Annotated in this window: 15 protein-coding genes; 3 read left to right on the top strand and 12 right to left on the bottom strand. The window is 47.4% G+C overall.

Features of this window, described 5'->3' with window-relative positions; all coding sequences use genetic code 11:
• The first annotated feature begins 64 nt into the window (after window positions 1–64).
• Window positions 65–649 carry an LOG family protein gene (locus RIG68_RS05210; protein WP_350119470.1) on the top strand — a complete coding sequence of 195 codons (585 nt, stop codon included), beginning with the start codon at window positions 65–67 and terminating at the stop codon, window positions 647–649.
• Between the two features lie 5 nt (window positions 650–654).
• On the opposite strand, the gene thrC is transcribed toward RIG68_RS05210, so the two are convergent.
• From thrC to thrA, 3 genes are read right to left on the bottom strand one after another with little or no spacing between them, the layout of a single operon-like run.
• Window positions 655–1950, bottom strand: coding sequence for a threonine synthase (gene thrC, locus RIG68_RS05215; RefSeq protein ID WP_350119473.1), 1296 nt, complete (start codon window positions 1948–1950; stop codon window positions 655–657).
• A 2-nt stretch (window positions 1951–1952) separates the two neighbouring features.
• Window positions 1953–2888 carry a homoserine kinase gene (locus RIG68_RS05220; RefSeq protein WP_350119476.1) on the bottom strand — a complete coding sequence of 312 codons (936 nt, stop codon included), beginning with the start codon at window positions 2886–2888 and terminating at the stop codon, window positions 1953–1955.
• On the bottom strand, window positions 2878–5370 hold the full coding sequence (gene thrA, locus RIG68_RS05225; protein ID WP_350119479.1) for a bifunctional aspartate kinase/homoserine dehydrogenase I: 2493 nt from the start codon (window positions 5368–5370) through the stop codon (window positions 2878–2880). The genes RIG68_RS05220 and thrA overlap by 11 nt, the downstream gene beginning before the upstream one ends.
• Before the next feature lie 331 nt (window positions 5371–5701).
• Here thrA and RIG68_RS05230 point away from each other — a divergent pair, with 331 nt between their 5' ends.
• Both RIG68_RS05230 and RIG68_RS05235 read left to right on the top strand, forming a co-directional pair.
• Entirely contained in the window at window positions 5702–6805 is a 1104-nt protein-coding gene (locus tag RIG68_RS05230) for a DUF4249 domain-containing protein (RefSeq protein WP_350119481.1), read from the top strand.
• Between the two features lie 35 nt (window positions 6806–6840).
• Window positions 6841–7554, top strand: a complete 714-nt coding sequence (locus tag RIG68_RS05235) for a DUF6503 family protein (RefSeq protein ID WP_350119484.1) — start codon at window positions 6841–6843, stop codon at window positions 7552–7554.
• Between the two features lie 16 nt (window positions 7555–7570).
• Here RIG68_RS05235 and RIG68_RS05240 read toward each other — a convergent pair whose 3' ends face one another.
• The 9 genes from RIG68_RS05240 to RIG68_RS05280 all read right to left on the bottom strand — a co-directional run bounded on the left by RIG68_RS05240 (window position 7571) and on the right by RIG68_RS05280 (window position 13258).
• Window positions 7571–8158, bottom strand: coding sequence for an LURP-one-related family protein (locus tag RIG68_RS05240; protein WP_350119487.1), 588 nt, complete (start codon window positions 8156–8158; stop codon window positions 7571–7573).
• A 77-nt stretch (window positions 8159–8235) separates the two neighbouring features.
• Window positions 8236–8502 (bottom strand): Txe/YoeB family addiction module toxin, encoded by a 267-nt coding sequence (locus RIG68_RS05245; RefSeq protein ID WP_350119489.1) that lies wholly within the window; start codon window positions 8500–8502, stop codon window positions 8236–8238.
• Window positions 8499–8741, bottom strand: coding sequence for a type II toxin-antitoxin system Phd/YefM family antitoxin (locus RIG68_RS05250; RefSeq protein ID WP_152001695.1), 243 nt, complete (start codon window positions 8739–8741; stop codon window positions 8499–8501). The genes RIG68_RS05245 and RIG68_RS05250 overlap by 4 nt, the downstream gene beginning before the upstream one ends.
• Window positions 8742–8783: 42 nt before the next feature.
• Complete coding sequence (locus RIG68_RS05255) at window positions 8784–9050, bottom strand: sodium ion-translocating decarboxylase subunit beta (protein ID WP_350119492.1); 267 nt, start codon at window positions 9048–9050, stop codon at window positions 8784–8786.
• Window positions 9051–9075: 25 nt separating this feature from the next.
• Window positions 9076–9381: a type II toxin-antitoxin system RelE/ParE family toxin gene (locus RIG68_RS05260; protein ID WP_350119495.1), complete on the bottom strand. Its 306-nt coding sequence runs from the start codon at window positions 9379–9381 to the stop codon at window positions 9076–9078.
• Window positions 9378–9605 (bottom strand): hypothetical protein, encoded by a 228-nt coding sequence (locus RIG68_RS05265; RefSeq protein ID WP_350119498.1) that lies wholly within the window; start codon window positions 9603–9605, stop codon window positions 9378–9380. Before RIG68_RS05265 ends, RIG68_RS05260 begins: the two co-directional genes overlap by 4 nt.
• 258 nt (window positions 9606–9863) lie before the next feature.
• Window positions 9864–11054 carry a sodium ion-translocating decarboxylase subunit beta gene (locus tag RIG68_RS05270; protein WP_350087000.1) on the bottom strand — a complete coding sequence of 397 codons (1191 nt, stop codon included), beginning with the start codon at window positions 11052–11054 and terminating at the stop codon, window positions 9864–9866.
• 53 nt (window positions 11055–11107) lie between these two features.
• Window positions 11108–12979: a biotin/lipoyl-containing protein gene (locus RIG68_RS05275; RefSeq protein ID WP_350119501.1), complete on the bottom strand. Its 1872-nt coding sequence runs from the start codon at window positions 12977–12979 to the stop codon at window positions 11108–11110.
• 18 nt (window positions 12980–12997) lie between these two features.
• Window positions 12998–13258, bottom strand: a complete 261-nt coding sequence (locus RIG68_RS05280) for an OadG family transporter subunit (RefSeq protein ID WP_350119504.1) — start codon at window positions 13256–13258, stop codon at window positions 12998–13000.
• Window positions 13259–13354 lie beyond the last annotated feature (96 nt).

Here is a 13354-nt window from a genome sequence, read left to right on the forward strand (position 1 = left end):
CTAGGTTTAAGGCCAATAAGAAATACTCCAAAAAAAGTATTTACGAAACTCTAATTTGTACGGAATGAAGTCACTTTGTGTGTTTTGTGGTTCTGCTGAAGGAAAAGACCCTCAGTTTGTGGCCCAGGCAGAAATCCTCGGAAAACTGATGGCCAGCCAAAACATTGAACTCATTTATGGTGGGTCGCAAATTGGCATCATGGGCGCTGTAGCCAATAGCTGTATGAAAGCAAGTGGAAAGGTCACAGGAGTCATCCCAAATTTTCTGGCCAGCAAGGAGATCGCCCACACGGGGGTTACCAAACTTGTTAGGGTGGAGTCGATGCATGAGAGGAAAACCATCATGTCGCAACTTTCAGAAGGATTTGTCGCATTGCCTGGCGGGTTCGGCACGCTTGAGGAACTCTGCGAAATACTCACCTGGCGTCAACTGGGGCTCATTCATGCCCCTATTGGCATCCTCAATACTAACGGATACTACGACTATTTGCACCAGCTGTTCGCTCACATGACAGTGAATGGCCTGCTGAAAAAAGTGAATTTCGACTTTGTGATCTGGGAAACTGACCCTGCCCGTCTGCTTGATAAAATGGGAACGGCAGCCGGTGAAATCTCTGCCCGGAAACCGTCAGGCCTCAGTAAGTCATGAATAGGTTAATTCATCAAGAAGCTTTTCAAAGCATCGAGGCTGGCTTCCATTTTCACTGACTTTTTGGGTTTTGCCATCGTCTCCTTCAACACTTCGGGGATTTCAACTTTTCCACCAAGTACTTTGTCAACGACGTCGTAGAACTTAGCGGGGTGGGCTGTCGCTAGAAATACTCCCGTCTTGCCTAAGTGGTTTTTCAGATAGTCTCTCGCTCCCAAATAGCCAATGGCGCTATGTGGGCAAAGCAGGTATTCCTCTTTTTCAAAGACCTCCTTCATGGCCTGCGACGTTTGAGCATCAGTATACCAAGCTCCTGAAATGTCCCGGTTGATCTTGTCGTAGCTTCCTCCATACAATGCCTGTACCCTCGGGAAGTTGCTTGGGTTGCCCACATCCATGGCATTGCTGATGGTTTTCACAGAAGGCTTTGGCTGAAACTTTTCCGTTTGCAAGTAATCGGGCACGATATGATTGGCATTGGTAGCAGCTACAAAGTGGTTGATGGGTAATCCCATTTTCTTTGCAATCAGGCCTCCACACAAATTCCCAAAGTTGCCAGACGGCGTGCAGAAGAAGACTGGCTTGCCGTCGCTGTGCAGCATAGACCAGGCATAGTGGTAGTAGAACGATTGAGGGATCAGCCTCGCTATGTTGATGGAATTGGCTGAGGTGAAGTGGCGCACGTTGTTCAGCTCTTTGTCGAGGAAAGCCTGCTTCACCATGCGCTGGCAGTCGTCGAACGTGCCATCAACCTCCAGCGCCTTCACATTTTGGCCTATGGTTGTCAGCTGCTTTTCCTGGATTTCACTCACCTTTCCGCTTGGGTACAAGATCACCACATTGATGCCCGGAACCCCAAGGAAGCCATGGGCAACTGCACTACCTGTATCGCCAGAGGTGGCGACAAGGATGGTAATTTCCTTTTGCTTTTTCTCTAAAAAGTGACCCATTACTCGGCTCATGAACCTGGCGCCAAAGTCTTTGAAAGCCAGCGTAGGCCCGTGAAAAAGCTCCAACCCAAAAATATTATCTTCTACCTGATGGAGCTCTATCGGAAAATTCATGGCGTCGTAGATGATCTTCTCCAGGTCCTTTCTTCCTATCTCATCACCAATCAAGGTATCAGTTACATCCAAGGCCATCTCCTGAAAAGACATGTCCTCCAGCCCTTCGAAAAATTTGGCAGAAAGTGCCGGAACGGCTTTTGGCATATAAAGCCCGTTGTCGTCAGGGAGTCCTTTAAAAACGGCCTCTTCAAAACTTACCTCTGGAGATTGCTTATTGGTGCTGTATAACTTCATTTTCAATCTAAAATTTTAGGGCCCACGGTATTCACTTCAGAAATGTAGAGGCTGGCGGATATGCCTCGCTTTTTAAGAATATTCTCCATCACTTCACCAGCTTTTGTGATTGCCTCTAATCCATCAGCCAGGGCAAACATGGCCGGGCCAGACCCGGAAATACCGAAGCCGATGACCCCTTCGGACGACAATGCGGCTTCTTTTATTTCATAAAAATGTGGTATCAATGACGCTCTTTTCGGTTCAACAAGCTCATCAATCAGCGTTCGGCGCATAAGCGGCAGATCGTTGGTGTAGAGTGCTGAAACAAAGCCCGCCAAATTGCCAGCATACTTAACCGAGGCTTTCATGGCTACTTCTTTCGGCAAAATGGCTCTGGCATCGCCGGTTGACACCTCCACAGCGGGATGCAAAACCGCTACATACATGTTGGCAGGTACTGGCAGAGAAAGCACCTCCAAAGGCTCATAACTTCTCACAAGCGTAATGCCGCCTAAAAGAGAAGGAGCCACGTTGTCGGCATGACCGCTGCCGCAGGCTATGCGCTCGCCCTCAACGGCAAACCGGAGCAGTTCCCTTTGATTCATCGGCCGTCCGAGCAGCTCGTTGACAGCAAAAACGCCCGCCACAGCACTGGCAGCACTGGAGCCCATGCCGCTTCCAAAAGGCATTCTCTTGTGGAGAGATATTTCGATGCCACCTTCGTAGTTAATCGCCTGCAAAAACTGACTGGCAGAAATGCCTGCGGTGTTCTTCGCAGCATCTTTCGACAGCCGGCCCTCGTCCCCATCAATGGAGGTGATAGTTACTCCTCTTCCGTTGGTTTTTTTAGCCACCAGCTCATCGCCGGGGCCATTGATGGCCAGCCCCAGTATATCGAAGCCACAGGTTAAATTAGCTACAGTTGCGGGGGCAAACACTTTGATACTATCCGCCATAGCCGCCTGCAAATTTGTAGTTGTCCTGAATAAAATGGTTGCTGATGCTGATGATCTCTGCAAAAACGCCTGCCGAAGTCACTTCTGCTCCGGCACCCGGCCCTTTTACAACCAAAGGCCTTTCAAAATATCTTTGAGTGGTGAAGGAAATAATATTGTCGCTGCCAGAAAGGCTGTAAAACGGATGTTCGGCATCGACAGCTTGGAGCGAAATGGACGCTTTCCCTTCCTCTACCTTCGCAATAAAACGAAGCTTTTTCCCTTCGTCCATCGCCTTCTTTCTCATGGCTTCCAGTCTGCTGTCTTCTTTTTTGAGTTCTTCAAAAAAAGCATCAATGTTTGGTGCTTTGAAACAGGCGTCAGACAAAATCGGCTCCAGCTTCACATCCTTTATGTCGAGTTTCTGGCCAGCCTCTCTGCCCAAAATCAATATCTTTCTTGCCACGTCCATCCCGTTCAGGTCGTCTCTTGGGTCGGGCTCGGTCAGCCCTTTGCTGCGTGCCTCCGCTACCACCTGGCTGAATGGCACACCTTCTTTGAAGCTGTTGAATATATAGGAAAGTGTGCCAGACAAAATCCCTTCTATTTTGATGATCTTATCGCCACTGTACTTCAAATCATTGAGCGTGTTGATGACGGGAAGCCCGGCACCCACGTTCGTTTCGTACATGAATTTCACGCCGTGTTTGGCCGCCTGCTTTTTCAGCTTTTCGTAGAAAGCCAGTGGGCCCGAGTTGGCCAGCTTGTTTGGCGTAACGATAGAAATACTGGACTCCAAAATATCTTCGTAAAACTCGATCACTTTAGCGCTCGAAGTGCAGTCGATAAATACTGAATTGGCCAGGTTCATAGATTCCATTTTTTCTATGAATGCTGAAAGTTCTATGCCCTTTCCTGGCTTGTCCACCAGCTTGCGCCAAGTGTTAAGGTCAATGCCGCCTTCATCAAAAGCCATGTGACGAGAGTTGGCAATACCCACAAGATTGATTTTCAGTGACCGCTCCTCCATGAGGTAGGCCGCTTGTGCTTTGATTTGCTCGATAAGGGTGCTGCCAATCAGTCCGGTACCCACAAGAAACACATTGAGCGATTTTCTATCTGAAAGAAAGAAGGTTTCGTGCAACGAATTGAGGGCCTTGGAAATGTTGGCTCTGTTGATTACCACCGACACATTGAGCTCCGAGGAACCCTGGGCGATGGCGACCACGTTAATACCGTTTCTGCCAAACGCCTGGAAAAGCTTGCCAGCAATGCCCGGCGTATTCTTCATATTTTCCCCAATAACAGCGACGATAGAAAGGTCTTCCTCAGCCTGGATTCTATCTATCTCTCTGTTTTTGATCTCATTGGCAAATTCCTCTTTCAGCACATCTCTGGCGATGGTTCCGTCTTTTGGACTCACTGCAAAAGTGATTGAGTGCTCGGACGATGCTTGCGTGATGAGGACGATGTTTACATTCTTTCGGGCAAGGGCCCCAAAAAGCCTCGATGCCACCCCAGGCACACCAGCAATGCCGCCACCTATCAGACTAACAAGCGACATGTTTTCAATGGAGGAAATGCCTTTCACCGGGTACTTCTTTCCAGTTGCTTGCTGCGTAATTAAGGTGCCCTCAAAAGCGGGATTAAACGTGTTCCTTATTCGTAATGGAATCTTCTTCGAAATGGCTGGCTGCAGCGTTGGCGGATAAATAACCTTGGCACCAAAATGCGACATTTCCATCGCCTCCACGTAGCTCAGGCTGGTCATTGAATAGGCTTCTCTTACTTTGCGTGGATCGGCTGTCATCACGCCGTCAACGTCGGTCCAAATCTCTACCTCATCGGCGTCCAATGCAGCAGCTAAGATGGAGGCAGTGTAGTCGGAGCCTCCACGGCCAAGTGTCGTGGTTTCATTTTGCGCTGTGCTGGCAATAAACCCGGTAGCCACCACCATCGACTTGTTCCCCTCAAAGAGGGTTTTTACCAAAGCATTGGTTTCTTTGAAATTAACCTTAGAGCTCCCAAAGTGATTATCCGTTCTGATCACCCGGCGTGTGTCCAGAAACGTAGCGTTGATTCCAATTTTTTGCAGATACAGCGTAATTATGTTGGCTGAAAGCCGCTCACCAAAGCTCTGTATCAGATCAAGTGATCGGACAGAAAGTTCTTTGATAAGAAAAACCCCATGAAGCATGTCCTTCAACTCTGCAAACAGCTTATCAATTGTGTCCCGCCCTTCGGGGTGGAGTTTGTTATCATTTAGGCGCTTCATCGTATCGAGGTGCAGTAAGCGCAGTCGCTCCAAATCCACCAGGTACGACTCATCACCGGAAACCGCCACATCCCCCAGCGCAATAAGCCGGTTGGTAACACCGCTCATGGCGGAGACCACCACTGCAACTTCAGTTCCCTGCTTTTGGTAATCCTGAAGAATTGCCGCCACCTTTCGTATATTTTCCGAGGACCCCACTGAAGTGCCTCCGAACTTTAAGACTTTCATAAATTCTCAAAAAATTTAGTCCACAGACAGCCCACACTGACTAATCATCTTTTGTTTCGAGGAAGATTTATCACCGATTTCGACCGTCAAAAATAGGAATCGGCAAATTTGATAAAAGAATTACCAAAAAGAGAATGAAGTTGGGAAAAAACAGGCACAACGGTTTGATATTGCAAAATAATGAACCGAATGTCGGGCACTACGGGCGCTTTAACAGATAGATGTTATCCTGTACCGCTGGCAATGCCAACGAACGGGGTTAATAATACGTCTATTAGCCGATAGAAATAATGGAAAATGCACCGGAAGTATGATCGACCTGCTTAAACGAATGATAACCAGACGACCCGTTACCCTTTTACTTACGTTAATTTTGGCCGGATGCATAGAGCCAATCGAGCCAGAGCTGGGGGTTTTCGATTATCTCATGGTGGTTGAAGGCCATGTGTCCAACCTCGATGAGGTCAATACCGTCAGGCTTTCACGCACCAAACCTCTTGGTGTGGAATACGGCGGGGTTGAAGTTGGTGCACTGGTATATGTGGAAGACCAGGAGGGCGCTAAATTTTACTTTGAAGAATCCAGCCCGGGAATCTACCAGAGTGATCCCGCATGTTTCATTGGAGAAACAGGCAAATCGTATGCTTTGCATATAGAAACTCTTTACGGTGAGACCTACCAATCCAAGCCCATTTTGCTCAACGCTACGCCAGACATCGATAGCTTGTACTTTGAAAGAGAACAGCGGCTAACTAATGAAGGGATCACCAAAGACGGTATCAAAATACTTCTCGACTCTCATGATCCTGAAGGACTCACCCAATACTTCCGCTATGAATGGGAGGAGACGTACCAAATCAAAGTTCCCTACCCACAGGACATAAGCGTTTGGGTTTGTTACAACACCGAGACAAACTCCGATATTGTGACCGCAAACACCAGTCAACTAAAGGAGTCCAGGGTAAGCCAGCTTGAAATTAAATACGTAAGCACAGAGGGCTACCAGCTTCGGTCATTATACCGGTTGTTAGTTCGCCAATATGCCCTTAGTATCGATGGAATAAAGTACTGGACAGAACTCAAAAAGATTTCGGAGAGCCAGGGTACGCTGTTTGACCCCCTACCGTATGATTTGCCAAGTAATCTCTTTAACCCTAATAATCCCGACGAGCAGGTGATAGGCTTTTTTGGCGTTGGCGCTGTAACCGAAAAAGAAATTTACATAGACAGAAGCCAGCTTTTGGATCTGGATTTCGCTTCCGATGGGTGCTCTTCGAGGCTTGTGGAGGTATCGGGGAATGGAAGTCCACCAGAAGGCTATTGCCTCGCAAGTCAGGGGCCATACGGCTCGGGCATTAATTATTACGCCCCAGAGTACTGCTGCGACTGTAGGCTATATGGGGAGCTGGACGAGCCAGATTTCTGGCCTAATTAAGGGTATATTTGTCGGACAGTAAATTGAGAGCATACATGAAAACCACACCAGCCCTTTTACTGATACTGCTCCTGCTTTTTTCTTGCGACAAGCCGTCACTCACGCCTGCTTCACTGCTTGAAAAATCCATTGAAGCCCACGACTCCAGCAATTACTGGCCGCAGCTTAACAACCGCTTCCACATGTCCATCAAACGAGATGGCCAGGAGGATCGGTACTTCTCTGTTCTGATCAATAATCCTGAAGACATTTTTGAATATTCCCTGCAGCAGGGTGACAGCACAGTAGTTCAAGGAGTAAAGCAAGGACGTTACTACTACGCTATAAATGGCGATTCCAATTTAAGCAGCGAGGCAAAAGAAAAATACCAGCTCAACAACGACCGTACACTTTACATGAAGGAAGTGTATGAATACCTCTATGGCGTACCGATGAAACTAAAGGATCCGGGTACCATCATCGACCCGGCAGCTATGGAGGAAACATTCAATAATCAATCATGTTGGGTGATCAAAGTAACCTACGATCCATCCACCGATGGAGAAACCTGGTATTTCTACATTGACAAGGAGACCTTTCTCCTGGCCGGCTATCGTTTCTATTTTGATGAGAGCAAAGGGGACGGGGAGTTCATTTTTGTTGACGGCTATCAATCGCTGAATGGCTTAAAACTCCCCGAGGTCAAAAAATGGCATTGGAACAAAGACAGTCTGCACTTTAGGACAGATGAGTTACTAAGCGTGGACTAGGAGTTTCGCCTATTAATCATTCTTTCAACACCATATCAATACACATCACTGCACCCAAAATCAGAATCCTCAAAGGGTGGGCTACAGGCACTTTATCATTGATTTGTAGCATATAATTATCAGCAGAGGTAAACATCTCCCTTCCCAAGCCGGCCCATTGTTTGCTCACATGGGCAAATTCAACATTGTCTTTAACGAACTTGAAATCCCAACTTGTCCACCTTCCCTGAAGTGTACACATAAATGTTTCATTGGCATCCAGCACGTCAAACTTCCCTCCGATGGAAAAGAACTTCTGTTTGAATTTACCCACCAATTGGTCGTTCGCATCGAGTACTTCCACATTTGACAGAATGATAGATACTCCCCGCTTCACTGTCAAAAGCTTTTCTCCCATGGGTGTCCTGATTTCGATATGAAAGGGCGTCATCCTTTTGTAGTCGGTGAACCTGAGCATTTTCGAAAAGAAGCCCAGGTTCTCTTCCCGACAATGAAGGATCACCTCCTGCGAGTTTGGGTCATGGATGTCATAATTGTTGGCTGCTTTGAAAACACCTGTGTGTTCTTTGACAAAGAATAAGTTGCGGTTGAGTGCTGCGTTCATAAATTATTTGTTGGCGGATAACTATCAATAATATGTTCGGAGAAAAGTAATCAAAATGAGCTTCCAGTACAGTCCCATTATTCACAATGAGTCCACATTCTCAGCACTTTTACTATTTTCTCCTCTTCCAGTACCTGGTAAACAAGTCGATGCTGAATATTAATCCTTCGGGAATATGCTCCATATAAATCACCAAGAAGTTTTTCGTAAGGAGGATAGTCTTGAAATGGGTTGGCTTCCAGTATTTTTAGAAGCTCCTTCACTTTAGGCTTAAGCCCGCCAGATGTCACTTTTTTTGCATCCTTTTGAGCCTGCTTTGTATAAACCAACCTGTAATTGCTCACCAATCCAGCTTATCTGTGGTTTCTTCGAGGGGTGTTTTCATTCCTGTTATGATAGATTCTCTCATACCCGGAATTGAAATCAAATAAAGTGTCTCCTGAATAGCACGCCAGTCTTCCTCACTTACCAACACAGCGTTATTTCTCTTGCCAGTAATCTGAACGGGTTGGTGAGTCTCGGTAGCCTCGTCTATCAGCTTGTAGATATTCTTCCTGGCCTCTGTAATCGATAAGCTTTTCATAGAATGAACGTACGCTTTCCCGTACTTTTTAGCAAAGATTCATTAAAAAATATACCCCAAAAACGAAATCAGCACCCCAGCCGCCACGGCAAATCCAATCATTCCTGAGATATTGCTGGCCATGGCGTACTGCAAAAGGTGGTTGCTCGGATCGTGCTTAATGGCTATTTCATTGGCCACCCCAAGCCGCCATGGGCGCCTAGCCGGGTACAAGATGGTGACAACTGTGGTCAACGTGATCTTTATGGCAAGTTGCTGGCGACCACTCGTTTGCCTAACAGCGACAAATTGTTTGTTCTTCCACTTCAACCAGTGATTACAAAACGACTGGCAACTAACCCTTCATTTTCTCAGGGTCTTGCCTGGAATCAAAAAAGTCAATGATGTAGATGTGTTCCTTCTCAATCCAATAAATGATTTTGACATGCCCCTCTATTACTCTTCTGTGGCCCTTTCCTAAATGCTCCAAATATTCTTCCTGCTGATAATTGTTGTAGGTAGTTTCCAGGGCATCCGCCTTATCTAACAATTTTTTCCTGAACTCCAATAATTTCTCTAACGCCCAGCCTTGTTCTTCCAGCAAAAATTCTGTTAAATCTTCCAGACTATCATAAGACTGGTCGGTATAAATTACTTTCATTTGCCCAGTCTGCTACTCAATCTCTTCTCCAGCTCATGCCTGTCCATGACCCGACCGGCGGTGATGTCATCTTCTGCCTTCAAAGCTCTGGAGGTTAGTTTCTGCTTTAGTGCAGGGTCTAAGCTTGATTTTCGGAGCAAAGTCCTGATAGCTTCTAATATACTATTATCAGTCTCTTTTTCAATGAGGGCTTGTAACTCTGCCTTTATATCTCCTGTCTCCATATCATAAAAATAGCGATTATTTGATTCAACGTAAATTTTTTAAATTTGTATTTACCTGTCGGCCGAAGAGACTGACCCGGCTAATTTCGCTTTACATCGCATAATGCTAATGGCCATTCCCGCCCTCGTCTCAGCGGGTCGTCGAGCTAGAAAAACGAAGGCGATGGAGGATCATCAAAGATAATAAAACGGGCCATGGGGTAAGCCGATGCATCAAAGCGGGAAGATGATCCTGTGCCGTTCCGTCTCAACACCTTACTACCCCAAAAAAGAAATCAGCACCCCAGCCGCCACAGCAGAACCAATCACTCCCGAAATGTTACTGGCCATGGCATACTGTAGCAGGTGGTTGCTCGGATCATGCTTAATGGCTATTTCGTTGGCTACCCGGGCAGCCATGGGCACGGCACTCAGGCCCGTAGCGCCAATCAGCGGATTGATCTTCTTCTTGGCAAACAGGTTGTACACTTTCACCGCCATGATGCCCCCAAGAATGGAGATGGCAAAGGCAATGAACCCTCCCACTACGATCATCAATGTTTGCGTGTTCAGGAAGGCTTTGGTAGTCATGGTGGCGCCGACAGATAAGCCGAGAAATACAGTGGCTGAATTAAGAATGGTCTCGGATGTGGCCTGGTACAAACGGCCCGTGGCCACGCCTATTTCCTTTACCAGGTTGCCAAACATCAAAAAGCCCACCAGCGGCACAGAGCTGGGCACCAAAATAGCCACAATAGAGCCCAGGGCGATTGGGAACATGATTTTCAAAGCCTGCAAATTCTTGATAGGCTTCGTGGACGGAAACAGTTTGTCCTGCTCTTTCATGTTGATGAGCAACTCCTTTTTAGTCATGGAAAACCGAACGACAAACGGGATGATGACCGGCACCAGTGCCATGTAAGAGTAAGCCGCAATGGCAATTGGTCCCAGAAGATGCGGCGCCAACTTGATGGTGGTGTAAATAGCCGTTGGCCCATCAGCACCACCGATAATTCCCAATGACGCTGCTTCTTTCAAAGTAAACCCCATGGCCACTGCCGCCATCAGCACGCAGAAAATCCCGATTTGCGCAGCCGCACCAAAAAAGGCCAGGCGTAGATTGCGCAGCATAGGGCCGAAATCCGTCAGCGCCCCTACTCCCATGAAAATAATTGGTGGTAGAAAGCCCGTCTTAATCAAAGCATAGTAAACGAAGTTCATGATGCCGTACTGCTCGGCAATCTGCGGCAGGGTGAGCCCCTCTGGAATTTTCTCCACCCCCATGCCTCCTCCGGGAAAGTTGGCTAACAACACTCCAAAAGCAATAGGCACCAGCAGCAATGGTTCATATTTTTTGGCAATGCCCAGGTAGAGCAAACCAAATCCAATGAGGATCATCAAAATATAAGAGGGATGAGCAAACAAGTCGCCCAGGGCAGTCATTCTGTATACTTTCTCGAGCAGTTCCATAGTGAGGAGGTAAAGGATTAATGGTGAGTGGTAAATAATGGTCTGGCCGTGCGTTAACTTTTCACCCTCACCAACACATCGTCATCGTATACTTCCTGACCATCTTTGAAGCATACTTCAACCACTGTTCCTTCTTTATCGGCGGAGATAGCGTTGATGACCTTCATCGCTTCTATGTAGCCAACGGTATCACCTTTTTTGATAACGTCACCTGCCTTAAGGGCTTTTTCACCTGCGTCTTTCGTTGAAAAGAACTTCCCTTCAAGTGGAGCCAGTATTTCCAAAGTATGACCGTTGCTGGAAGACTGAGGCACGGCGGCGTTTTCCTGTTTCGGCGCAGCCTGGCCTTCGCCATCGTATGAAACTGTCACCCGGAACGCCTCACCATTCACATCCACAATCAATGTTTGGGGCAGCGTAGATAAACCTGAGGGTGCACTAGTTGTGGCTGGTGATGTCGACTCAGCTGCTTTTCTTTGCGCCAAATCCTCATCAAAAGCCTTCTTGGCTTTACCGGATTTGTAATCGATATATTGCTTGGGGTGCATGGCGTATTCCAGCAGCTCTTCTTCATCCTCTCCCACGTCCCAACCTTTTTCTTTCATCTCGCCCCGGATTTTGTCGAGCTCATTTGGGTACAGACTGTGTGGGTCGCCAACGAAAAACTCCCTGTTTTGTGCTTTGGCCAGGGCTTTCAATTCATCGGCCACGGGGCCTGGCAGCTGACCGGAGTTACCCAGCATCATGTCCCAGGTGTTATCGTCCAGCATGCTCCAACGCTCCTTGCCCTTGTTCATCTGCATCACATTCATGAGTGCAGCATTTTTCACATACTGGCTATAGGGAGTCACCAGCGGCGGATAGCCCATCTTTGGCCAGATGTGCTCCACTTCTTCAAAAAGCTTGATCAGCAGGTCGTCCTGCGACATGGCAGCTTCCCCGTTCTTTTCTCTAGCCCTGTTCACCGAAACCAGGTTCTTTTCAAGGTCAGCCATCAAGCTACCCATCATGCCTCCCGGTAAGCCGGGGCCAATCAACAGCGAGTTCATCAATCGGTTTTTGGGGTCGATGTAATAGCCGAGAAAATCATCTATGAACTCCTGTGTCAGCGATCTCACCTGCATATAGGCTTTCATGTTGATATCAGGCAACGAAAAGCCTGCATCCCGCAGCATAGCATGCACAGTGAGCAAATCTGCGTGCCCTGTGCCCCACGACAGCGGCTCCATGCCCACGTCGATAATATCTGCACCTGACCTGGCGGCTTCCAGCGATGAAACGACCGAAAAGCCTGGCCCTGAATGGCCATGGTATTGCACCAGAATGTCTTTTTTGATGGCTTTGATCCCAGCCACTATTTTGCCAATAGACGCCGGGCGACCAATGCCGGCCATGTCTTTCACCGCTATTTCATCTGCACCGGCATCTATCAATGTACCTGCCATGTTCACAAAATAGTCGACGGTGTGGATAGGGCTATGGGTGATACTCAACGCCGCCTGGGCAATCATACCTCCCTTTTTTGCCAGCTTTATCGAATTAATGATGCTTCTTGTGTCATTGAGACCATCGAATGAGCGGGAAATATCGGTGCCTTGCTTCTTCTTCACTCGGAACATCAGCTCCCGCACATCCATAGGCACGGGGTACATCCGAAGTCCGTTCAGACCTCTTTCAAGCATTTGCGTTTGAATACCTGCATCATTGAACGGCTGAGTCCACTCCCGAACCGAGCGGTTGGGGTTTTCGCCATAAAGCAAATTAATTTGTTCAAAACCGCCGCCGTTGGTCTCCACTCTCCTCCAGCAGCCCATGTCTACAATAGGGCCTGCCACCTTCACCAATTGATCTTTCCTGGGCATGTACTTGCCCGACGACTGCCACATGTCTCTGTATACAAGACAAAGTCCTATTTCCTTACTCATTTCCGGGTTGTTTAAACACTACCATTTTTCAATCTTTTGGATGTTGGCCTTACCTCCTGAGAGCTGATGAACTGCCGAGGTAATGGCTGCTACTTTTTTGGGAGCTACCTGGGATGTTGGTGTGGAAGGGGATTTGGGGGAAGCCTGTAAGGTTTCCGGAACAAAGGCGTTGACAAACTTGATGAGTGCATTTCCTGTAAGCACCACCAGGGCCAATACCAGAAACACTGTGATCATACCTACTCCCATCAGGGAAACTGCTCTTTCTATGTCTTCCATCACACTTGGGTTAGCGACAAATTAGAAATTTTAGATCGATTAAAAAATGACATTTAGACGAAGTAATACAGACAAAATGAAGGCTACCCTGAATCA

This window comes from Imperialibacter sp. (genome assembly GCF_040222385.1).
GTDB lineage: Bacteria > Bacteroidota > Bacteroidia > Cytophagales > Cyclobacteriaceae > Imperialibacter.